This window comes from Burkholderia sp. BCC0097 (assembly GCF_902832985.1).
GTDB classification, from domain to species: Bacteria; Pseudomonadota; Gammaproteobacteria; order Burkholderiales; family Burkholderiaceae; genus Burkholderia; species Burkholderia orbicola.
Genome location: NZ_CADFDM010000009.1, coordinates 74421 through 97539 on the forward strand (window position 1 = coordinate 74421; position 23119 = coordinate 97539).

Here is a 23119-nt window from a genome sequence, read left to right on the forward strand (position 1 = left end):
CGTGCGGAAAGTGCGATTACTTCGTGACGAGTGCGCCCGTCAACCCCGCGCTGATCGCCGGCAGCAGCAGGTTCAGCACGCGGCTTGCGCGGACGAGCCCGGTGTTGTCGACATACACGACGTCCTTCGACGCGAGCGGGAACTGGTTCGCGAGCAGCATCGATACCGGCGACTGCATGTCGAGGTGATAGATGACGGGCGCGCTATCGGCGGCCTTGCGCAGCACGAACACCTGTTTCGCATTCGACGTCTGCTGGTTGAGCTGGCCGGCCTGCGTGAGCGCTTCGCTGAGCGTGAGCGAGCCGTCGCGCAGCGGTGCGACGGCTTGCGGCCTGACCACTTCGCCCATCACGTACACGGGATTGTCGTCGCGCGCGCTCACATGCAGCATGTCGCCGGGTCTCAGCATGATGTCCGCCGGGTTTTTCCCCGTCTTCATCATCTGCGCGACGTTCAGCGGGTAGATCGTGCCGTTGCGGGTGATCGTGACGCGGCTCTGGTCCGCCGTCGGCGCAAAGCCGCCCGCGCGGCTGACGGCTTCGATCAGCGTCATCGGGATGTCGTTGATCGGCTGTGCGCCCGGATTGCGGACCTCGCCGTCGATATAGACCTGCGTGGCGCGAAACGACGCGACGCGAACCGTGACCTGCGGCTTGACGAACACCTTGGCGAGCTCGGCCCTGACCTCGTGCTGGAGCTGCGCGACGGTCTTTCCGACCGCATGGATCGGATGCGGCACATACGGAAACTGCACGTTTCCGTTGCTGTCGACGACGAAGCCGGGCGCGGCGTCCGCGGCCTTCGTGTTCTGCACCGGCTGCCCGGCGGCCGTCGCGAATTCCGGGTGATCCCACACCGTGATCTGCAGCACGTCGCCGGCACCAATCCGGTACATGTCGGACTTCGCGAACAGGTTCGGCGGAATGGACGCACCGGGTGCGCGTTTCTGCTCGGCCCGGATCTGTTCGATCTGCGTCAGGTCGATCTGCTTGACCGGAACCTGCATGTCGCTGGTGACGTCGCCGTTGTCGGCGGTCGTGACCGGCAACGCGGTCGAACTCATGTGCTGCCCTGGCACCGTGCATGCGGACAGCGTCGCGATGGTCGCGAACGAGAATGCCATGGCCATGCGGCGCATGGCTGTGCGAAGGTGGCCCGGCGCCACGGAATCCAGCGGTTGAGCAATTTTCATTTTTTTATCCAGCATCGTTGAATCGATTGATACGTTATCCGGATCGAATCGAAAGCGCTTGTCGCACCCTCGATTCGTTCTGCACATCGTGACGACGCTCGCGGGCGGCGTTCAGGCGCACGGCAGTCCGCGCGTCGTTCGCGGCGACGCTGCTTCCGGCATCGATTGTCAAACATTGCCAATGACGGAAGGAAGTCGTCATGCGGGGGCGGGGACGTGACGGCGATTTCGATGCCGGTTCGCACGTCGCCGTGCCGGTCGCGAACAGAGCGTAACGCAGGTTGGACGCCTCGATTGAGCGCTGGCGGCTTAATGTAAGCCATCGCACGCAGCGTGCCGGACATCTATCGCATAGTGGCGCCAACGAACATGGTCGTGCATTCCCGGCCGAATGTGCGGGAGCGCGAACGGCATCGGGCCGACGGCCGACTCACTGTCTGCGAGAGATTTCATGACACGCTTCATTGCCCGTTCGAGGGCACCTTTGCGGTTGGGTCTGGGCGGCGGCGGAACCGACGTGCCGCCTTATTCGGACCGGTTCGGCGGTCTGGCGCTCAATGTGACGATCGAGAAATTTGCGTATGCGTCGATCGCGCCGCGCGACGACGCGAAGATCGAACTGGTGGCGGCGGATACGGATACGCGCTGGATCGGCCCGGTGTCGCCGGTGCTCGAAGTGCAGAACGGGCTCGGGCTGCATGTCGGCGTCTACAACCGGATCGTGCGGGATTTTCACGGCGGTCATCCGCTGGCCGTCACGATCACGACGTGCTCCGAGGCGCCGCCGGGGTCCGGGCTCGGCTCGTCGTCGACGATCGTCGTCGCGCTGGTCAGGGCGTTCTGCGAACTGCTGTCGTTGCCGCTCGGCGAATACGACATCGCGCATCTCGCGCACAACATCGAGCGAGAGGATCTCGGGCTTGCCGGCGGCAAGCAGGATCAATACGCGGCGACGTTCGGCGGGTTGAACTTCATGGAGTTCTATGGCGATCGCGTGATCGTCAATCCGCTGCGGATCAAGCAGGAAATCAAGGCCGAGATGGAGGCGTCGCTCGTGCTGTATTACACCGGCGTATCGCGCGAGTCGGCCAACATCATCAAGGAACAGAGCAGCAACGTGACGGAAGGCGTCGTCGATTCGCTCGCTGCGTTGCACGAAGTCAAGGACGAAGCCGTACGCATGAAAGAGGCCGTGCTGCGCGCCGATTTCGATGCGTTCGCCGCGTCGATGCGCGACGCGTGGGAATCGAAGAAACGGATGGCGAAGAACATCTCGAACTCGATGATCGACGACCTGTACCGGGTCGCGGTCCGGGCCGGTGCGAAGGCCGGCAAGGTGTCCGGCGCGGGCGGTGGCGGTTTCATGATGTTCTTCGTGGACCCGGTCGACCGGTCGACCGTGATGCGCGCGCTGGACGCATACAACGGAATCAACGGCCAGGTGCTCAACTGTACGTTCACCGACATCGGTGCGCAGTCGTGGAGAAAGAATCAATGACGATCGGGGCAGAGAGCGAAATTCGCCAGACGCTCGCGGTGCTGACGGCGCTCGTATCCGACCGTGAGCAACTGGCGCGGGTCGAGCAGGTGGCCGAGCGCGTGACGGAAGCGCTGCGGACGGGCAACAAGGTCCTGCTCGCGGGCAACGGCGGCAGCGCGGCGGACGCGCAGCATATCGCCGGCGAATTCGTCAGCCGTTTCAACTTCGACCGACCCGGGCTCGCGGCGTTTGCGCTGACCGTGGACAGCTCGGTGATGACCGCGATCGGCAACGACTACGGTTACGAGAAGCTGTTCGAGCGCCAGATTCAGGCGACCGGACGCCCCGGCGACATCTTCTGGGCGTACTCGACGTCGGGGCGGTCGCCGAACATCCTCCGCGCGCTGGAAGTGGCGCGGACAGCGGGCATGTTTTCCGTCGGCTTCACCGGCAACGGACCCGGCGCCGCCGAGATGCGCAAGCGTGCCGACATCTGCATCGAGATTCCGTCCGCGTCGACTCCGAAGATCCAGGAGGGGCACCTCGTGTGCGGCCACATCATTTGCGGCATCGTCGAAGAGCGGATCTTTGCATGAGCGCGATGCTGCCCTGCCTGATCCTTGCCGGCGGACTCGGCACGCGGCTGCGCCCGGTGCTGGGCGACGCGCTGCCGAAGGCGCTCGCGTCGATCGACGGCGAGCCGTTCCTGGCCTGGATGCTGCGCGGGCTCCAGCAACAGGGCGTGACGGAGGTCGTGCTGTCGCTCGGTTACGGCAGCGACCCGATCAAGTCGTTCGTGACGTCGCGCGACTTCGGCATCGCGGTTTCCGTGATCGAGGAAGACGAGCCGCTCGGCACCGGCGGCGCGATCGTTCATGCGCTGAATGCTCACGGTGCGCGCGACATGATCGTGATGAACGGCGATACGTTGTCGAATCTGGATCTGCGCGCGTTGGCGGCATTCCATCACGCAATGCGCCCCGATCTCGTCGTGGCGGCGACGCGCGTCGACGATGCGTCGCGCTACGGTACGCTCGAATTCGATGCGACGTCGCGCCGGCTGTCGGCATTCCGCGAGAAACGGCCGGCGCCGGGCTACATCAATGCAGGTACGTATGTCGTCAACGCGCGCAAGCTGCTCGGCTTCGCGCTGCCGGCGAAATTCTCGTTCGAGCAGGATTTCCTGGCCGAACGGGTCGACGCGCTCGACATCCGCGTATTCCCCGAGGTCACGGCGTTCATCGACATCGGCGTGCCGGCGGACTACCGGCGCGCGCAGACGGTGATTCCGTCGATGCTGGAGACCGGGACCAGTGAAGCCTAAAGCCCTGTTCCTGGATCGCGACGGCGTGATCAACGTCGACTACGGCTACGTGCACCGTCAGCAAGACTGCGTGTTCGTCGACGGCATCTTCGATCTCGTGCGGCTGGCCAATGCGACCGGGTATCAGGTGGTCGTCGTGACGAATCAGGCCGGGATCGGCCGCGGATATTTTTCGGAGTCGCAATTCGTCGCATTCATGGACTGGATGCGACGCAGGTTCGACGAGCGTGGCGCGAGAATCGACCGCGTCTATTTTTGCCCGCATCACCCGGTGGCCGGAATGGGCCGCTACCGGCAAGCATGTGCCTGCCGGAAGCCGCAGCCCGGCATGCTGCACGACGCGCGGCGAGATCTGGACCTCGACCTGTCCGCGTCGATCCTGGTCGGCGACAAGCCGTCCGATCTCGATGCCGGTGCGCGCGCGGGCGTCGGGCGGCGGTTCCTGTTCGTGGGCGACCGGCCCGGCCATGCGCAAGCCGACCCGGCGGCCGAGGTTGTCGCGCGGCTGTCGGACGTCGGCGCGGCGCTGCAACGCACGGGAATCGCCGCGGCGGGCGTGTAGCGGGCGGCAGTATCGACGACGGCACGCCGGAATGAAACCAACGAGGACTCGACGACGGCTGGCCGGCCGTTGCGCCGGTCGGGAAGCGCGGGGCATCCAGGCTCCGGACGCAACGCGCTCCGGGGCGGCACTGAAGGGTTTCCAGCCGGATTTTCAAAGACATGAACGTGAATCACAACACGCGTAAAGCGGCGAAGCCAGCCGGATCTTCCATTCTGGAGTTCAGCATGAAGATGGACCGACCTGCATTGACCGGGCATCAGAACGAACCGAAACAGGCTGCCGGACATGCGACGCGGTTGTCGCCGATCGATTTGCTGGAGAACGCGCTCGACAACGGGCGCCTGTTTGCGGCCGTGTTCGCGGCGTGCCTGCTGCTGGCGATCGTCTATGCGATGGCGGCCACGCCCGTGTATTCGGCCGATACGCTGATCCAGATCGAGGAGAACAAGGCCAGCGCGCTGGGATCGCTGTCGTCGATCTCCAAGGCGCTCGATATCCAGAATTCGGCGGTGGTCGGCGAAATCGACATCGTCCGTTCGCGCTCGGTCGTCATGGAAGCGATGAACGCGACGGCCGCCCAGGCGGAGGTGTCGGTCGAGAACCGGTTTCCGATCGTCGGCGGGCTGATCGGGTCCTTCCTGCCGAAGGATGCGAACGGCCTCGTCGACGCGCCGTTCGGGATGTCGTCGTGGGCCTGGGGCGGCGAGCGTCTGGAGTTCAGTGCGTTCGAGGTGCCGGCCGCGCAGGTCGGCAAGGCGCTGACGTTCGATTATCTCGACGGCAATCGATTCCAGCTGAAGGACCGCAGCGGCCAGGTGCTGCTGAGCGGGGTGGTCGGCGTGCCGAGCGCGAGCAATGGCTATCGCGTGGACGTGGCACGGATCGTCGCGCACCCGGGCGCGGAATTCCGGGTGCGACGCGTCGCCACCGACGTGCGTCTCGAAGCAATCCTGAAGAAACTCGGCGTGACCGAGACGAAGCGTCAGTCGGGCATCATGCAATTGAGCTTCGAGGATGCCGATCCCGTTTTTGCCGCGCGCATGCTCAATGCGATCGCCGCGGCCTACCTGAACTTCAACGCGAGACGCCGCGCCGACGATGCCGAGCGCACCCTCACGTTCCTCAACGCGCAGATGCCGATCGTCAAGGCCAGGCTGCAACAGGCCGAGCAGGCGCTGAACGCGTTCCGCAATCAGCAGGGTTCGATCGACGCGCAGGGCGATATCCGGCTGTTGGTCGAGCAACTGGCGTTCGTCGACAAGTCGCGGCTCGAAACGCGGCTCGAGTATCAGGATCTGCTGTCGAAATATGTGCCGGGGCAACCGCAGGTCGTTGCGGCGGCCAACAAGCTGAAGGAACTCGACAAGCAGGCCGCCGTGTTGAAGGACAAGGCTGCGCGCCTGCCGTCGCAGCAGCAGACGTACTTGCGTCTCGCGCGTGACGTCGAGGTCAACAACCAGCTCTATGTCGGCTTGCTGAACAATGCGCAGCAGTTGCAGATCGCGGAAGCCGGCACGGTCGGCAACGCATCGATCGTCGACAAGGCGGTCGTCAGCGACAAGCCGATCCGGCCGAAACGCCTGATGGCGATCCTGGCGGGCGCGGTGATCGGGCTGATGCTCGGGTTTCTCGCGGCGCAGGGCCGTGCACTGCTGGCCGGCCGCATTCGCGATCCGCATGAGCTGGAAGCGGCGCTCGGTATCCCGATGCTCGGCATTCTGCCGAATTCGCGCCGCCAGGCCGACGCGGATGCGCACGGAACGCCGGCGTTCTTCGCGACGCAGGCGCCGGCCGACGAGCCGCTCGCTGACGCGATGGACAGCCTGGCGCTGACGTTGCGGCACCGGCTGGCGGCCTATGGCGGCGACGCGAAGGTCGTGCTGGTGTCGTCCGCGGCGCCCGCGCAAGGCAAGTCGATGATTGCCGCCAATCTCGCGTACCTGTTCGCCGAGAGGGGGCTCAAGACGGTGATCGTGGATGCCAACCTGCGTGCGCCGGCGTTGCATCGCTATTTGCCCGTCACCGCGACGCAGGGGCTGTCCGACGTACTCAAGGGCACGCTGCCGGCCGACCAGGCGATTACCCGCGTGGCCGGGCAGCTCGATGCACTGCCCGCCGGAACCCAGCGCACGTCGGTGCGCAACCGGTTCGACATCGCGCGTCTCGACAAGCTGGTCGTGTCGCTGCGTAGCGGCTACGACATGGTCATCGTGGATGCGCCGGCCGCGCTGCCGGTGGCCGACATCGAGGCCTTGTCGCGGGTGGCCGACATGACGCTGCTGGTGGTGCGCCAGGGTTCGGCGAACTCGGCCGGCCTGACGGACGCGCTCGACAACCTCGGCAAGATCGGGGTGCGCATCGACGGGCTGGTGTTCAACGGTTTCGAGCCGTCGCCGTTGCGCGGCGTTCGCCGGATGGGCGCCGGCTTCGCCGCGGCGCGCGCGTGATCGCACGGGGAACGCGATGCAACCGGGCGAGGAGCGCAACGCATGAGTGATTCGATGGCAGGCAATGACGGGCTGCGGCGCGAAGCGCCCGCGGTGCGGGTCGTGTGGTTTCTCGGGCCGCGGCCGGTGAGCTGGAACGGCGTCATGCGATACAGCCTCAAATGTATCGACTTCATCCCGGCATTGGCGGGATTCGACGTGGAGCCGGTCGACATTCCGGCCGAGCCGCGTTCGTTGCGGCGCTACTGGACACAGTTCGTGCTGTATCCGCTGCGTTCGATCGCGGCGGCGCGCGCGGGGCACTTCGTGATGCTGTACCAGGAGGACCTGGCCTTCATGATTCCGCTGATTCGCTGGGCGGGCGGCCGCGTCGGCATCGTGCTGCATCACGTGCAGCGTCCGGGGCAGGTGCGCGGCGTCGTCGAGCAGTTGAAGAATGCGTACATGCGGTTGACGCAATCGCTGATTGCGACCGCGGACGTGGTGCTCGCGCCGTCCGACGTGACCGCGCAGGAAGCGCTGGCCGATCTGCGCATTCGTGCTGACCGGATCCAGGTCGTGCCTAATGCATTCGACGACCGCTATGCGCCGATCGACACCGAGGTGCGTGCACGGGCGCGCGCGATGCTGCTCGCGCGCTTCGGCATCGACACCGGCGAAGCGTGGGTCGTGCTGAACGTCGGCTCGGACGAAACGCGCAAGAACAATGCGACGCTGTTTCGCGCGCTCGCGTCGCTCGGACGCAAGGACGTGATGATGCTGCGAGTAGGGAGCGCGCAAAACCAGGCGAACCGCGAGGAATGCCGCGGCATCGCCGCCCAGGCGGGCATTTCCGCTCACTTCGTCGAGAACGTCGGCGACGAGGATCTCGGCTACTTTTTCCAGGCATCGGATCTGTACGTATCGCCGACGTTGCACGAAGGCTTCGGTCGCACCGTAATCGAAGCGCAGTTCGTCGGCGTGCCGGTGGTCGCGACCGATTTGCCGGTGTACCGCTATACGATGGGCGACTCGTTCGTGGCCGTCGCCAATGCGATGGATGCCGCCGAATGGGGGCGACAGATCGAACGCGTCGCCGGCGACCCGTCGCTGCGCGCTGCGCTGGTGAGCGCCGGGCGGGCGAACGCACGGCGCTTTTCGTCCGGCGCGGTCAGCGCTCAACTGCACGATGCGTTGGAGCGAGCCGTGCACGACCGGCCGCGCGCCGGCCGGGCACCAGCGTGAAAGAGGCGCCGATGCGAACGATTCGGGCCGACGGCCGGACCGCGGCGCTCACGGGTATGGCCGTGTCGACGCTGCTCGTGCTTGCGTTGAGCGTCAATGCGATGCTGCCGGCGCTCGGCGAGATGGAGCCGAGCGCGACCTGCACATTGCTGGTGGCGGTCGCGGGGTTGATCGCGCTGATCGTCGCGCGCCCGGTATTCGCCGTGTCGATCCTGTACACGCTCGTGATCGGCCTGACCGCATTCGTAGCCGGCGTGGGGATCGAATCCGGCGGTTTCCTGCGGGAAACGGACATCTTCGGCGTCGCGAACGGTGCGTTCAGCCGGCTGCTGTCGTTCTATGTCATTTTCGTCGCGTGCGCACTGTTCACGTTCGACCGGCTTCTGAACGCGCGCGCCGTCCACCCGCCGATCCGTGCGCGGATGACGCTTCAGCCGGTCAGCGTGGCGCTCGGGCTGGGACTGGTCGGCGCGATCCTCGCGACGGGCGTGCTGGCCGGCCTGACCGGCGGCTTCGCGGTGCTGAGCGGCGTGAACCGCTATGCGCTGCGCAACGACGCGTCGAACAGCACGCTGTTCAACCTGTTCCTGAACAACCAGACGTTCGTCGCGGTGCTGCTCGGCACCTTCTGCACGAGTTCGAACCGGGTCGTGCGCTGGACGTCCGTGTGCCTGATCGTCGTCGATCTGGTGCTCGAGGCGTTGCACGGCGAACAGTTCATGGCCGTGCTGCACGTTTGCCTGACGGTCCTGATCCCGTTCATCGCGATCCACGCGATGAACGGCAAGCCGGTCATGCGTTACCTGGGAATCGGCTCGGTCATCGCGCTAGTGATCGGCAGCGTGTCGGTGTTCTACGCGTACCGGGGGCAAGGGCTCGACATCGCGGAAACGGTGGTGTCGCGGTTTCTCGAGCAGGGGCAGGCGTGGTACGTGGTGGACGGCGACGCACACCTGTTCGGCGCGCCGACGTTCGGGGGCATGGCGGCGTTCGGGCGCTTCGTCGATTCGCTGGGCTCGTTCACCGAGCCGACGTTCTTCAGCGACGCGCCGGTGAGCGGGTTGCGCGACCTGATGCTGTCGTACGGCACACCCGACATCCTGAAGGCCTACGTGTTCGACGACGTGACGTTCACGATGGGCAACATGGCAGTGCCGGTCTACTGGTTCGGCTATGCGGGCGGCGCGCTCTTCATTGCGCTGACGGGCGCGATCTACGGCGTGGCGAGCGCGATGCTGATCCTGGTCGCGATGCGCGGCGGGGTCGTGATGCTGTGGCTCGCCACGAAGATCTTTGCCTACGCGACCTATGCGATGCAGCAGGGTGATTACTGGACGCTGTTCGGTGCGCGCACGCTGTTCTACCTGGCGATCGCGCTGATCTGGTGGCATTGCATCGACGCGCGGCGCGTGCACGCCGATGCGATGCGGACGGGGACATCTTGAACGCGTTCATCAGGCTCCTGTTTTCGTCGTTCGCGGGCGTGGTGTGCGAAAAGATCATCGGGGCGCTCGCGGCGATCGCGAGCAATCACCTGTTCGCGAACATCTACGGCGCGCGGCTGTTCGGCGAGCTGCAGTTCGCGTTGTCGCTGGCCTACGTGATCGGCAGCGTCGCGCTGATTTTCGGCGCACAGGTTATCCAGCCGATCCTCGGCAAGCACCCGCGTCTGCGGCACATGGTCGTCTACCGTGCGTTCCGCCTGCGGCTCACGCTCACGCTGGCCGTCATGCTGCTGTTCATGGGGATCGTGGTGATCGTCATGCGGCCGTCGAGCGTATCCGAGCTCACGTTGATCGCGGCCTTCGCGTTGATCGTGGAGCCGATCGCGCTCGGTTCGCTGATGGCCTATGCCGAATCGAAACCATGGGTGATCACGCGGGCGAGGGCGTACGCCAGCTGTGTGCGCGTGCTGTGGCTGTACATCGCGGCACATGCGTCGCTGGGCGTGATCGTCGCCGCGTTCGCGTGGCCGCTCGAAGCCTGCGTGGCGGCCGCGGCACCGTTCAGCCGCTATCGGGAACTGGCGTTGAAGTCGCCGAAATCGTTTCGCGGCAGCGCGGCCGTCACGAAAGCGCTGGTCGTGCGCGGGCTGCGGATCTGGCCGGCCATCGCGGCCAGCGTGCTGGTACTGCGCATGGACCGGCTGCTGCTCGGCGTGCTGGTGTCCAAGGCCGATCTCGGCATCTATGCGTCGGCGGCGTCGTTGGTCGAACAATGGAATTCGGTCGGCACGACGCTGGCGCTGGCATTGGCGCCGAGCATGGTCTTTTCGGCGCGGACCGAGCCGCTCGTGCGCGCCAAGGCGTTGAAGCTCGGCCTGTATCTTGGCCTCGTCGGCTGTATCGCGTGGGTCGGCAGCTACTTCGTCGGCCGCAAGGTGTTCCTGATGATCTACGGGCCCGCGTTCGTGCAGGGCGTGCCGATCATGATCTACGCGACCGGCTGCGCGATCGCCACGTTCGTCGATGCGGGGCTGAGCACGTGGCTCCTGGCCGTGCGCCGCTACCGGCTCATCATGATCAAGCAGGTGCTGATCGTCGCGGCGATCGTCGCCGCGCCGTTCGTCATGCCGCGCGCGCTGGTGATGTATGCGCCTTCGACGGGCATTGCGGTATCGCTTGTCGTGTTCTGGTGCGTGGTGCTCGGCAATCTCGCGTTCAACCGGGAGCGGCCATGAGCGGGTGCGCGGGCGGTCGTTCGCCGTGCCGGCAACGGGCCGCACGCGTGCGCCGGCATGCACCGGCGGGGCATGGAATCGGCAAGGTTTCGAATCGTTGGGGAGGTCGCTCGTGAAAAACCGGGTGTTGATGGTGATGACGCGGGACATTCCGCAGGACGTATCGAACGGGCGGGAGCGCACGCTGAGCTTCATCCGGAAGGCGATCGGCGACCACATGGACGTGACCGAATTCAAGATCCGGTCGGTGTTCGAGGACGGCGGCTGGCGCGCGAAGATCGGGGCCGCGGTGCGGGTCGGATGGAGCGTGTTGCGCGGCGCGCCGTGTGCGCTTCAGGTGGCGATGTTCTCGCATCCGCGCAAGCGCACGGCGCTGCTGCGCGCCGTCGAGACGATCAAGCCGGACGTGATCTATTTCGACGGCATCCGGCTCGTCGATTACGCGATCCTGGTGCGGCGCAGCGTGCCGGGCTGCCGGATCGTGGTGGATTTCGACGACCTCATGTCGCGCCGCGCGAACATCCTGCGCGAACAGGATTTTCCGTTGTCGGCCGGATATCTGGAGAAGTCGATTCCGGGGCCGTTCGTCAGGCTCGCCAACGCGAGGCTGGTCCGCAACGCATTCCTCGGCTATGAAGCGTTCGCGCTGAAACGGCAGGAGCGCGCGGCGATCGACTCGTCGCATGCCGTTACGCTGGTTTCGACGGAGGACGCGCAGTCGCTGCGGCGGTCCCTCACGAACGACGAGGCCGTGAAGACGCACGTGATCGCGCCGCCGATGCATGCGCTGGTGCCGATGCGGCGTCCGACGGCGCCGTTCCGGTTCATCTTCATCGGTTCGGACCGGCAGTTGCAGAACCGCCTCGCGATCGAATACCTGGTGGCGTTATGGGCGCGTATCCGGCCGGCTACGCCGCTTGTGATCTACGGGCGCATGGCCGGCCGGTACGCGCCCGTTCCGAACGTCGAATTCGCCGGATTCGCGCCGACCCAGGCGGATGTCTACACCGGGTGCTCGATCGCGTTGTGTCCTGCGTTTCTGCGCGGCGGCATCAAGTCGAAGGTGCTGGAGGCGGTTTCGTACGGTTGCGTGCCGGTCGGCAACGAAGCCGCCTTCGAGGGGCTGGGATTCCACGACGAGGCGCTTGCGATGAACGACGCGCGACTGGAGCGGTTCGTCGCCGATCCGGCCGCGGATCTGGATCGCGTCGTGGCGGCGGCCACACGCTTCGCCGCCTACTGCGAGCAGCATTTCAGCATGCCGGTATTCGATCGTCGGTGGCGCGAGCTGATCGCGCCGCCGGCCGGTAGCCCGTCGTGACGGGCGCCGCAACGAAGAGGAGGGCCTCGATGGTGTGATTCGAACGGCTCGCGGCCGGCCGGCTTCCGGACCTTGCATGTGCGGCATGGATACCGGAAAGGGGAAAGGCTTCCGCGAGCGATTTGCCGTCCTGCGGCCGATCGATTCAGCAGTCGGGCCGTCGGACGCCGTACCCATTCTTCACCGATACCTAATAGAAAATGAGACCGATCATATTTGGCGGGCGGTTCGGATGGCTGCATCCGGGCAACGGGACGCGGGGCGTCGTCCTGTGCAACGCTTACGGACACGAATCCGTCTGGAGTCACGGCGGCATGCGGAATCTGGCGGATCGCCTGTCGGCGAGCGGAATGCCGGTGTTGCGTTTCGATTACCGCGGCACCGGCGATTCCGCGGGGGCCGATGGCGCGAACGACCAGTTCGAAACGGCCGTCGACGACGTGTGCGCGGCGATCGCGCGATTGCGCGAGGAAACCGGCGTCGCACGGGTGACGCTGTGCGGCCTGCGGCTGGGCGCGGCATTCGCGTTGCTGGCGGCGGACCGATGCGAAGTCGACCAGCTCGTGTTGCTGGCGCCGGTGGCAAGCGGACGCAGCTACGTGCGCGAACTGTCGATCATGCGCAATATCTGGCTCGACCAGTTGCCGGCGCCGTTGCGCGCGGCCCAGCCGAAAGACGCGCCGCTCAACGTGCTCGGGCAGGTCTACAGTGCGGCGTTCCGTACGCGGCTCAATGCATTCGACGCGATCGACGCGTTGAAGGACCGCACCGGCGCGCCGGCATCGAGAACGCTGATCGTCGACATGAGCGCCGGCGGCACCGACGCGCTGCAGAAGCGGCTCGAAGCGCTGGGCGGCAAAGTCGAGCAAAGGCCGTTCGAAGGCTATGCGGCGTTCATGCAGGAGACGACGTTCTCCAGCTTGCCGACGCGCGTATTCGATGCCGTCGTCGACTGGATCGCGGCCACCGATGGCCGGCCGAGGCCGTCGTCGCGCGCCGTGTTGAAAACGGACTGGGAACCCGACCTGATGCTGCGCACGCCCGAAGCATGCGAGCGGCCGGTCAGATTCGGCGTGGCCGGCCGCCTGTTCGGCATCCTGTGCACGCCGCACGAGATGCACGACCGTGGGCCGGTGCTGCTGATCACGAACACGTCGGCCAGTCCGCACGTCGGCGACAGCCGGCTGTCGGTGCGGATTGCCCGTGAGCTGGCGCGTCGCGGCATCGCGTCGCTGCGCTTCGACGGACGTGGGATCGGCGACAGCTCGCCGGTGCACGGCGCCGGTTCGCCGCAAGATGAGCGCCAGCCGGTCTATTCGAGCGCCGTCGTCGAGGACGTCGCGACGGCCGCGCACTGGTTGAAGGAGCAGGGGTATCGACAGGTCGTGTCGTTCGGCATCTGCTCGGGTGCATACAGCGCATTGCGTGCGGCGCTCGCGGGACGCGCGCTGTCTGGCGTCATATCGGTGAACCTGCAGCGCTTCCACGTGCCCGACGGCATCTCGACCGATGCGCTGCGCCAGCATCGCCCCAATTCGATGGCCGGTTACCGCTCCTCGTTCTTCGAGCTGAAGAAGTGGAAGCAGGTGCTGAGCGGCGATCGAAAGATCATGCCGTTCGTCCGGCTCGTGCTGAAGCGCTCGACCACGGCGCTGGCGGTGCGGATCGGGGCGTGGCGACGCCGGATCGCCGGCTGGTCGTGCGCGGAGACGATGCCGGTCGATCCGCACGAGATCCTGCGTACGCTGCAGCGCAAGGAGGTGAGCGCGTTGTTCGTCTGCGGTGCATACGACAGCAGTCTCGATCTGGTGACGATGTATTTCGGGCCGCGCGGCAAGCGGCTGTCGCGATTTGCCGGCGCGCGCGCCGTCGTGCTCGACGATCTCGATCACAGCGTGTTCGGTTCGCATGCCGCCGACGCGGTGGTCGGGCTGTGCAGCGAATTCGTCAAGGGGCTCGAATCGCGTCGCGCGACGGCAGCGACGATCATCAACGCGGAGTCGCCGGCGTGATTCGATCCGGGCCGGGCTGTGTCACATGTCGAACAGTTGGCGCACGGAGGCGGTGCTACGGTAACGCATCCGTTCTCTGGCGATACCGCCCGGCTTCTACGCGACCCTGACGATGCATTCCGAACACTCCGGACGTCTGGACCATATCGATGCGATGCGCGCCGTCGCGGTCCTGCTCGTCATCTGGACACACTACGCCGAGCGGTTCGTCGCGCTGGCGGGCGCCCAGCAGTGGCTCGACACGCTGCAGCGCTCGGTCAATTTCGGACGGATCGGCGTGGTGGTCTTTTTCGGCATCAGCGGCCTGCTGATCCCGGTCAGTTTGCGCGGCCAGGCGGGACCGGGCACACGGCGCTTCCTGATCCGCCGTTTCCTGCGGCTGTATCCGGCATTCTGGTTGTCCATTCCGATCGGCTGCGTCGTCTTCTGGACGTTGTTCGGCAAACCGGTGAGCGTGGCGCTGCTGATCGCCAATGCGACGATGATCCCGACCGCGTTCGGGCAGGAACCGGTCATGGGGCATTACTGGACGCTCGAAACGGAACTGTATTTCTACGGGCTTTGCCTCGTGCTGTTCTGGTGGGGCGGGCTGCACCGGATGCGCGACCTGTCGTTCGCCTGCATCGGGCTGTGTGCGGTGTTCGTGATCACCGTCGCGCTGCACGTCTTTCCCGATGACACACTGGGCCAGTACAAGGCCATGCCGTACCACCTCGCGATCATGTTCTGGGGCGCATGCTTTCGTCAGGCTTACGACCGACCGCTCGACACGGTGCGGGTGAGCCGAGGGCGTGGCGGTATCACGCTGACGTACCGGTCCGTGGCGGGCCTGCTGACGGCGATGATCGTCGGCGTGGCGCTCGTCGGGGCGGCCAACGACTGGCGGCATCACAACGTCGACCATCTGCCGTCGTCGCTGGCTTACGTGGCCGGCATCGCGATCTTCGTGGCGATGGCGACGGTATTGAAAGTCCGCGCGCGCGGGATGGCGAAGCTGGGCGAGGTCAGCTACTCGATTTACCTGTTTCACGCGATCCCGCTGTTCGGCTTCTACTGGCTGTGCGAACACTACCGATGGACCGGATGGCCGCTGGGCGTCTACATGATCGTTCCGGTCGTCCCTTTGATTGCGTTGTCGTACCTGAGCTACCGGTATTGCGAGGCGCCCTGCGTGCAGCTCGCGCATCGCCTGACCGCGTCGCGGCCGCGCGATGATCTGCCGCTCGGCAATCGGCCGGTCAATGCGACGCAGGACCCGGTCGGGAACGGATGACACGCGCGGACGGATGAAACGACGCGGCGCGGCGATCCCGCGTTGCCGATACGAATGGAATGAACGGTATGGAGAGGCGATGATGCTGGCGAGTACGGTGGTGCACGACGATTGCGGCGGCATGTCGCGATACCGGATGGTTCAACACACGTTTGGGATATCGAATTGAACGGTTTGTCGTCAATCGGCTCCCGGGAGGAAGCGACGCGCATCGTCGTCGTCAACGACTACGCGCGCAAGGGTGGCGCGGAGGAGGTCTACCAGACCTCCATCGAGGTGCTGCGAAACATCCCGGACGTGGAGGTGACCTCGTTCGACGAGACCAATTTCCCGGCGGGCGCAGGCGCGCTCACGCGCGGCTGGAATCGCGCCGCGGCGAACGCGCTGGCGGCGTTGCTCGACGACGTGCGTCCGCATCGCGTGCTGGTGCACAACTATCACAATCTGCTGACGCAATCGATCCTGCCGGTGCTCGCGCGGCGGCGCCGCGAGCAGGGATTCCGCACGTATCTGACGTGCCACGACTACCATCTGGTGTTCTACAACCCGAACCTGCTCGCCTATCGCGACGGGCGTCCGGTGCCGGTTCCGGTCGATGCGCTGTCGAATCCGGCGCGCTTGCTCGCACTGGCGAGCCCGCGCGGGCGGCTGCACGACACGGTGAAGAAACTGCACTGGCACGCGGTGTACGCGTATTGCAATCCGCGGGACGTATTCGACCTGTTCCTGTGCCCGAGCCCGTACATGCGTACGGCGCTGGCGCAGCGAGGCATCACGCGAACCGCATTGCTGCCGAATCCGGTGAGCACGCTGGCGGAGCCGTTCCCGCCGCGCGTGGGCGATCGCGAGCAGTTCGATCTCGCCTATGTGGGGCGGCTCGACGCGGAGAAGGGCATTCACGAGTTCATCGAACTGGCGCGGCAGACGGCGTTTCACCGTATCGGTACCCTGACGCTCTACGGCGACGGGACCTTGCGCGCGCAGCTCGAAACGCGCCACCACGATCTGGTCGAGGCCGGCCGGCTGCGTTTCGCCGGGCGACTCGGGCACGGCGAGCTGTTTCATGCGCTGCGCGCCCACGATGCACTGGTCCTGCCGTCCGTCTGGGCCGAAAACGCGCCGCTCGTGCTCGTCGAGGCCGCCACGCTGGGGCTACCGGTGCTGGCGCACGAGATCGGCAGCCTGTCGACGTTCGGCAGCGAGATCGGCAACAAGATCCTGTACCGGAATTCGCCGGCGGGCCTGACGGGGGCGCTCGATGAACTGGGGCGCCACCTGCACACTGCCGATCGACACTACGATTGTTCGGCTTACACGCCGTCGCGCTACGCGGCCCAGCTTGCGTCGTGGATGGGGCTCGGCGGGCAGCACGCCGGTTAGGGCGTGCCGCCGCGACACTCACGCGGGAGAAAGATCATGCGGGCATTGCGACGTATTGCGGCGGTCGCGCTGGGTGCGCTGGCGCTGTCGGCCGGTTCCGGCTCCAGCCATGGCGGCGAGCGGGTGGCGGCGCTCGCGCCGGCCAATACGTCCGGCAGCCGCGATTTCAAGGGGTCGTCGAACGGGCTGCTCGCCGGCACGTCGTCGATATCGAAAATCGATGTGCACACGCTGCTGTATTCGGGCAGCACCACGCAGGTGCTCGCGCACTATCTGCCGTGGTGGGGCCCCGACCCGCGCGGCGTGAATGTCGGCTATCGGTCCGACGATCCCCACCAGGCGTTTCGCACCTTCGCCGACATGCGTTCGAGAGGCATCGACGGCGTGATCGTCGACTGGTACGGCGCAGGCCATTTCGTCGACACCGCGTGGCAGGCATCGCTGCCCGAACTGGCGAAGTTTCCCGGGATGACGTTCTCGATCATGATCGACAGCGGTTCCTTCAAGTTCAATGCGTGCCGCGGCTGCGACCTGACCGAGACGATCCTGCACAACCTCGCGTACATCAGCCGCGAATACTTCACGTCGAGCCAATACCTGCGCTACGACGGTCATCCGGTCGTGTCCGAGTTCGGGATGGATGCGGTCGGGAAGGCCGACTGGGCACGGATTCACGCCGCATACCCCGACATCTACTGGATTCATACGTTGGCGCAGGGCTTCGATCTTCCGTACAGCAAGGGCGCGTATGTGTGGGCGCAGCCGTCGCCGCGGGCCACGCCGCAAGCGATCGGTACGCGGCGCGACCTGCTGTATCGCGAGCGCTTCTACGACATCGCGCGGAACCAGCCGCCGGGGGCGATCACGGTCGGTGGCGTGTGGAGCGGCTTCGACGATACGAAGGCATCGTGGGGCGCCGCCGCGCCGCGCTTTCTTGCGCCGTCGTGCGGCCGGACCTGGCTGGACACGTTCAGGAGCATCAACGAACGCTACAGCGTGCAGCGGCAACTGCCGTTCGTTCAGCTGATCACATGGAACGACTACGAGGAAGGCAGCGCACTCGAAACCGGCATCGCGAGTTGCACCGCAATCGACGCGCAGCCCGTGGGCGCGAGCGTGGCCGTGCGAATCACCCATGCGGAAACCGTCGACCATCTCGAGCTGTACGAGCAACTCGGCGACGGAACGTTCAGCCTGGCCGGCCGCTATCCGGCCGATACCATCAGCATGCCGCTGCCGGACGGCCGGGCAGGCACCTACTTCATCAAGGCGGTCGGCAAGCCGTTCATCCAGAACGTCGTGTCGACGGCCGTCGTCGTGCACTGACGCGCGGGCGCCAAGCCCGTTCGGTCAGCGTGCGTCGTCGGACGCCGGCACAGCAAGCACGGCCGTCTTCTGCGTCGCCGGTTCCGGCGGTACGCAAGTCGCCCGCCCATACTGATCCTCGAACCGCACGATATCGTCCTCGCCGAGATAGTTGCCCGACTGCACCTCGATGATTTCGAGCGGAATCCGGCCGGGATTCTCGAGTCGATGCACTTCGCCGACGGCGATGTACGTCGATTCGTTCTCGCACAGCAGGAATGTGTCGGCGCCGCGCGTCACCTTCGCGGTGCCGCGCACGACGATCCAGTGCTCGGCGCGGTGATAGTGCATCTGCAGCGACAGCCGCTTGCCGGGTTCGACGACGATCCGCTTCACCTGGAAGCGCTCGCCGAGATCGATCGAATCGTAGTGGCCCCACGGCCGCTGCACCTTGCGGTGTTCGCTCGCCTGCGGGCGCTGGTCGGTCTTCAGGCGCGCGACGATGTTCTTCACGCGCTGCACGTCGTGCTTGTTCGCGACCAGCACCGCATCGGCCGTCTCGATCACGACGACGTCCTTCATCCCGACGCACGCGACGAGGCGGCCTTCCGAACGCACGAGGCTGTCCTGCGTATCCTCGAAGACGATCGGCCCGCGCGCGACGTTGCCTTGGTCGTCCTTCGGCATGATTTCCCAGATCGCGTCCCACGTGCCGACGTCCGACCAGCCGGCCGCGAGGGGCACCACGATGCCTTCGATGCCGAGTTCGGGGTGTTCCGCGAGGCGCTCCATCACCGCATAGTCGATCGAATCCGCCGGACACGCGTCGAAGGCCGCCGCATCGATCCGGAAGAACGGATCGTCGGCGATGCCCGCGCGCCACGCACTGTCGCAGGCGGCGTGGATGTCCGGCGCGAGCGCGCCGATCGCCTTCAGCCAGACCGATGCGCGTGTGACGAAGATCCCGCTGTTCCACCAGTAATCGCCCGACTGCAGATAGCGCTCGGCGAGCGTTGCATCGGGCTTTTCGACGAAACGCCCGATCGCGTAGCCGCCCTGGCTGCCGTGGCGGCCCGAGCGCGGTTCACCGACCTGGATGTAGCCGTAGCCTGTCTCCGCGCGGCGCGGCAGCACGCCGAGCGTGACGATCGCGCCTTCCTGCGCATAACGCGCCGCGCGCGCGATCGCGTCCTGGAACGCGCCGACGTCGACGATCACGTGATCGGCCGGCATCACGGCGAGCACGGGATCGTCCGCGAGCGCGCTCGCGTCGAGTGCGGCAAGCGTCAGCGCGGGCGCGGTGTTGCGCGCGGCCGGCTCCAGCAGGATGCGGGCAGGCGCCGAGCGACCGTGTACCTGCTCGGCGCTCATGAAGCGATGCTGTTCGCCGCATACGAGCAGCAGCGTGTCGCCGAGCGACGCGTTCGCGATGCCGTTCAGGCGGCGCGCCGTCGCCGACAGCGGCGATTCGTTCGAGACCAACTCGATCAACTGCTTCGGATACTGCTCGCGCGACAGCGGCCACAGCCGCGTGCCGGAGCCGCCGGCGAGAATCACCGGCAGGATGCTCGGCAGGTCGGGTTCGGGAACCGGGCGGAGGGTGCGGGTCATCGGTTCGCTCCGGTATCGGCGGGTAGCCGGGGGTGAGCGCGGCCGTCGGCGCGTGCGTCGTCGTTGCGCGAGACCGAAACGGCTCGCGAGAGCAGCTGACGCAGCGCGCCGGCCGCGCGGTCGGCCGATCGGACCAGGCCAACGAACGGCGCGCCCTGTTCGAGATACGGGCCGTAGGCCTTGCGGAATCCGAACTGTTTATAGAACGCCTGACGTGGCGCAGGCACGTGCGTGCGCACCGCGGTGTCCGGCCAGGCGGCCTGCGCGGCGGTGAGCGCGCGCTCGATCAAGCGTTCGAGCGTGTCGTCGTCGCGGCAGCTTTCGCTCGTCAGCACCTTGTCGATCACGACGTCCGGATCGATGTCGTCGCCGGGCAGGATGCGCGCGTAGGCGGCGACTTCCGTCGTGTCGCCGTCGCGCACGCTCGCATAGACGTGCAGCGCGCCCGCGTCCTTGCCGTCGATGTCGAGATGCGTGTGTGCGTCCTCGACCACCAGCACGGCGTTGCGCGCGCGCAGGATTGCATAGAGATCGACGGCGCTCAGATGTTCGAATTCACAACAATGCCATTCCATGATGCTGTCCTCGCGTGATGCCTTCGGCATGCCGCGCCGCACGGACGCGATCGTTCCGTGCAGCGCGGCGATTCTCATCATCCGGATGCGCGGTACGGCGGTCTGTTCGAAAGCGTACTCACGCTCGGGATTCGCACGCCGGTGCGGGATGCGGGGCGATGCGCGTGACGCGCGAGCGTCGCAAGGTGCGGTAGCACACACCGTCCGGGCCGGTGCCTTTTCATAATTGATTCATCGTGACGGCCTGCAATGAAGCATGGCCGGAGGACATCGCACGCAAACGAGGCACGGGAGGCGGGACCGGGAATTGCGATCGTTCAGGGCGAGTAATCGCGGGCGGCAGTACCGGACACAGGGTCGCCGCGAATTGGGTGGCGCCGGCGGGTTCATGCGCTCTCGCCGCGCTCCAGTGGAATGGCGCGCACCTGCGCGGTGCACCCGTCCGTCGTCGGTATGCTGCCGCTCGCGCGCATGCGCGGCCGCCGCGATCTGTCAGGCGTCGGCTGGCGTGCGAGCCTTGCGGCTGGCGCGGCGCGCAAGGAAGACGATCATGCTGCACCGCACGACACGCGCGCCCGCGCCCGGTATTCACGCCGACTCATGCGGGTCGGCGTGAACCCGCCGAAAAGAGCCGGTTCGGCGCGACGTCGGGGATTACGCGGTGATTACGACGTGTAACGGCCGGGCGGCCCGGCCGCGGCCGCGATGCGATTCGGCTCCCAGGCGGCGCGCGGGATTATGCGGCGCGGCGAACACGGCGCCGCGATTTTTGGGGGATTTCGATGGAAATAACGGGCAATCGGCGGAATCAATCTTGCGGAAAAGTAGTATTTGCCACTGATTGACGGGAATGGTCATAGATAATCAAATCTCAGTGGTCAAAAGCGCACAGCGCCGCGCCACGGCCAGCGTAACCGACTGATTCAGGTTTATCGTTTGGTAACAAGACCAACGCGAAACGGGGTGTAGATTCAGGTGCGGATGAAATGGAGCGATCAATCCGGGCGCGGTTTGGCCGCCCTCCGGTTCAGCATCGGGCGCGACTGTCGTGTACGACGCGACGCACATGCGGACGGAATTTCCGTTGCCGACGTGCCCCGCCTGACGGCGGGTCGCTTCAAAGCCGGAATGTCGTGGCTCGCGTAGCCGCGCATTCCGTTCGAGTTCGATGACAACGAGGCCGGATGACATTCGGCTCGACCTCCGGGGGTTCTCGCCGTGTGCAGTTTCGATCTTCGCCAAGGCTGCGGAAACGCAGCGCGGAAAGGTGGCCATGCGCCGCCGGCCGCAGCGCACGCGTACGGTTCGCGGAGTGCAGAAAATGATGGTTCGTTATGAATATGCCAATAACGCGCGATAAGAGCGCCGGCGTGGGGAGCGGTAACGGGCAGCGTCCGCTGATTTACTGGACGCAGTCGCCGTCCGTGATGCTGCGAAAGGAATTGTCGCGCCGCGACTGGAAAGTATCGGTCGTCGCGCATGCGAACGAGCTGCGCGACACGTCCGGCGAAATTACCTGCGGCATTCTCGACTTGAGCGGCGGCCACGCCGATGCGATCGGCAGCATCGCGTCGACCTGCGCGTCGATGCGCGATGTCGTCTGGGTGGCGCTCGTGGATGTCGGCCAGACCGCCTCGCCGAACGTGCGGGCGCTGTTGCGCGACTACTGCTTCGACTATGTGACGTTGCCGGCGTCACACCAGCGGATCGCCGATACGGTCGGCCACGCCTACGGCATGGAATGCCTGTTCGCACGCGATCGCGAACAGCTCGAATCGGAAGAAAAGGGCATCGTCGGCACCTGCAGCGCGATGCTGCGGCTGTTCGATACGGTGCGGCGTTTCGCGCGCACCGACGCACCGGTGTTCGTGTTCGGCGAAACGGGAACCGGCAAGGAACTCACGGCCGTCGCGATCCATCGTCATTCGGAACGGCGCAAAGGCCCGTTCGTCGCCGTCAACTGCGGCGCGATCCCGCCGCATCTGCTGCAATCGGAACTGTTCGGCTATGAGCGCGGTGCGTTTACCGGCGCGAACGCGCGCAAGATCGGCTACGTCGAAGCCGCGAACGGCGGCACGCTGCTGCTCGACGAAATCGGCGACCTGCCGCACGAAAGCCAGGCGAGCCTGCTGCGATTTCTGCAGGAGCGTTCGATTCACCGTCTTGGCGGAAGCGATCCGGTGCCGGTCGACGTCCGGATCGTGTCGGCGACGCACGTCGATCTGCGCGAGGCAATGGAAGAAGGGCGTTTTCGCGCCGACCTGTTCCACCGTCTCTGCGTGATGCGCATCGACCAGCCGCCGCTGCGCGCACGCGGAAAGGACATCGAACTGCTCGCGCACCACATGCTCGAACGCTTTCGCGGCGACGCGCGCCATCGCGTGCGCGGGTTCTCGACGGATGCGATCACGGCGCTCTACAAGCACGACTGGCCGGGCAATGTCCGCGAGCTGATCAACCGCGTGCGCCGTGCGGTCGTGATGACGGAGGGGCGCCTGATCACCGCGCAGGACCTCGAGCTCGAATACTGTCTCGACGCGGCGTCGCCGTCGGTGGCCGACATCCGCAAGTCGATCGAACGCGAGGCGATCGAAACCGCGTTGCTGCGCACGCGCGGGCGCGTTGCCGCTTCGGCGCGCGAACTCGGCGTGTCGCGCGCGACGCTGTATCGCTGGATGGAGGCGTACGGTATCGAGCGGCCGCGCGGAACGGGCTCGTCCGATTGATACA

Annotated in this window: 19 protein-coding genes; 14 read left to right on the top strand and 5 right to left on the bottom strand. The window is 66.0% G+C overall.

The window, feature by feature from the left end:
- Positions 1 to 16 precede the first annotated feature (16 nt).
- Entirely contained in the window at positions 17 to 1123 is a 1107-nt protein-coding gene (locus HWX07_RS27940; RefSeq protein WP_226209777.1) for a polysaccharide biosynthesis/export family protein, read from the bottom strand.
- Positions 1124 to 1643: 520 nt separating this feature from the next.
- On the opposite strand from HWX07_RS27940, the gene HWX07_RS27945 reads away from it, so the two are divergent.
- The 13 genes from HWX07_RS27945 (at position 1644) to HWX07_RS28005 (ending at position 18224) form a co-directional block, all read left to right on the top strand.
- The gene (locus HWX07_RS27945) at positions 1644 to 2690 is read left to right on the top strand and encodes a dehydrogenase (protein WP_175878481.1); all 1047 of its coding nucleotides are present in this window, start codon (positions 1644 to 1646) and stop codon (positions 2688 to 2690) included.
- A complete protein-coding gene (locus HWX07_RS27950; RefSeq protein WP_175878482.1) occupies positions 2687 to 3268 on the top strand; it encodes a D-sedoheptulose 7-phosphate isomerase in 582 nt (193 codons plus the stop codon). Before HWX07_RS27945 ends, HWX07_RS27950 begins: the two co-directional genes overlap by 4 nt.
- Positions 3265 to 3996 carry a nucleotidyltransferase family protein gene (locus tag HWX07_RS27955; RefSeq protein ID WP_034174839.1) on the top strand — a complete coding sequence of 244 codons (732 nt, stop codon included), beginning with the start codon at positions 3265 to 3267 and terminating at the stop codon, positions 3994 to 3996. Before HWX07_RS27950 ends, HWX07_RS27955 begins: the two co-directional genes overlap by 4 nt.
- Complete coding sequence (gmhB, locus tag HWX07_RS27960) at positions 3986 to 4558, top strand: D-glycero-beta-D-manno-heptose 1,7-bisphosphate 7-phosphatase (RefSeq protein WP_006479202.1); 573 nt, start codon at positions 3986 to 3988, stop codon at positions 4556 to 4558. The genes HWX07_RS27955 and gmhB overlap by 11 nt, the downstream gene beginning before the upstream one ends.
- Before the next feature lie 227 nt (positions 4559 to 4785).
- On the top strand, positions 4786 to 7008 hold the full coding sequence (locus HWX07_RS27965) for a GNVR domain-containing protein (RefSeq protein WP_226209775.1): 2223 nt from the start codon (positions 4786 to 4788) through the stop codon (positions 7006 to 7008).
- Between the two features lie 42 nt (positions 7009 to 7050).
- The gene (locus HWX07_RS27970; protein ID WP_175878484.1) at positions 7051 to 8232 is read left to right on the top strand and encodes a glycosyltransferase; all 1182 of its coding nucleotides are present in this window, start codon (positions 7051 to 7053) and stop codon (positions 8230 to 8232) included.
- An 11-nt stretch (positions 8233 to 8243) separates the two neighbouring features.
- Positions 8244 to 9677 carry a DUF6418 domain-containing protein gene (locus HWX07_RS27975; protein ID WP_244130044.1) on the top strand — a complete coding sequence of 478 codons (1434 nt, stop codon included), beginning with the start codon at positions 8244 to 8246 and terminating at the stop codon, positions 9675 to 9677.
- Positions 9674 to 10912 (top strand): hypothetical protein, encoded by a 1239-nt coding sequence (locus HWX07_RS27980; protein WP_023477338.1) that lies wholly within the window; start codon positions 9674 to 9676, stop codon positions 10910 to 10912. The genes HWX07_RS27975 and HWX07_RS27980 overlap by 4 nt, the downstream gene beginning before the upstream one ends.
- A gap of 112 nt (positions 10913 to 11024) precedes the next feature.
- On the top strand, positions 11025 to 12233 hold the full coding sequence (locus HWX07_RS27985) for a glycosyltransferase (RefSeq protein ID WP_175878485.1): 1209 nt from the start codon (positions 11025 to 11027) through the stop codon (positions 12231 to 12233).
- Between the two features lie 200 nt (positions 12234 to 12433).
- Positions 12434 to 14245, top strand: a complete 1812-nt coding sequence (locus HWX07_RS27990) for an alpha/beta fold hydrolase (protein WP_175878486.1) — start codon at positions 12434 to 12436, stop codon at positions 14243 to 14245.
- A gap of 112 nt (positions 14246 to 14357) precedes the next feature.
- Positions 14358 to 15518, top strand: coding sequence for an acyltransferase (locus HWX07_RS27995; RefSeq protein ID WP_175878487.1), 1161 nt, complete (start codon positions 14358 to 14360; stop codon positions 15516 to 15518).
- A 165-nt stretch (positions 15519 to 15683) separates the two neighbouring features.
- Complete coding sequence (locus HWX07_RS28000; protein WP_175878488.1) at positions 15684 to 16898, top strand: glycosyltransferase; 1215 nt, start codon at positions 15684 to 15686, stop codon at positions 16896 to 16898.
- A 36-nt stretch (positions 16899 to 16934) separates the two neighbouring features.
- Positions 16935 to 18224 (top strand): hypothetical protein, encoded by a 1290-nt coding sequence (locus HWX07_RS28005; protein WP_226209769.1) that lies wholly within the window; start codon positions 16935 to 16937, stop codon positions 18222 to 18224.
- 24 nt (positions 18225 to 18248) lie between these two features.
- Here the strand turns inward: HWX07_RS28005 and HWX07_RS28010 are convergent, their stop codons facing one another.
- From HWX07_RS28010 to HWX07_RS28025, 4 genes are all read right to left on the bottom strand, one after another.
- Complete coding sequence (locus HWX07_RS28010) at positions 18249 to 19814, bottom strand: mannose-1-phosphate guanylyltransferase/mannose-6-phosphate isomerase (RefSeq protein WP_175878490.1); 1566 nt, start codon at positions 19812 to 19814, stop codon at positions 18249 to 18251.
- Positions 19811 to 20419: a drug:proton antiporter gene (locus HWX07_RS28015; RefSeq protein ID WP_171984285.1), complete on the bottom strand. Its 609-nt coding sequence runs from the start codon at positions 20417 to 20419 to the stop codon at positions 19811 to 19813. The genes HWX07_RS28010 and HWX07_RS28015 overlap by 4 nt, the downstream gene beginning before the upstream one ends.
- Positions 20420 to 21043: 624 nt before the next feature.
- Positions 21044 to 21247, bottom strand: coding sequence for a hypothetical protein (locus HWX07_RS28020; protein ID WP_175878491.1), 204 nt, complete (start codon positions 21245 to 21247; stop codon positions 21044 to 21046).
- Between the two features lie 6 nt (positions 21248 to 21253).
- The gene (locus HWX07_RS28025) at positions 21254 to 21580 is read right to left on the bottom strand and encodes a hypothetical protein (RefSeq protein WP_175878436.1); all 327 of its coding nucleotides are present in this window, start codon (positions 21578 to 21580) and stop codon (positions 21254 to 21256) included.
- A 143-nt stretch (positions 21581 to 21723) separates the two neighbouring features.
- Here HWX07_RS28025 and HWX07_RS28030 point away from each other — a divergent pair, with 143 nt between their 5' ends.
- A complete protein-coding gene (locus tag HWX07_RS28030) occupies positions 21724 to 23115 on the top strand; it encodes a sigma-54 dependent transcriptional regulator (RefSeq protein ID WP_175878492.1) in 1392 nt (463 codons plus the stop codon).
- The last annotated feature ends 4 nt before the right edge of the window (positions 23116 to 23119 follow it).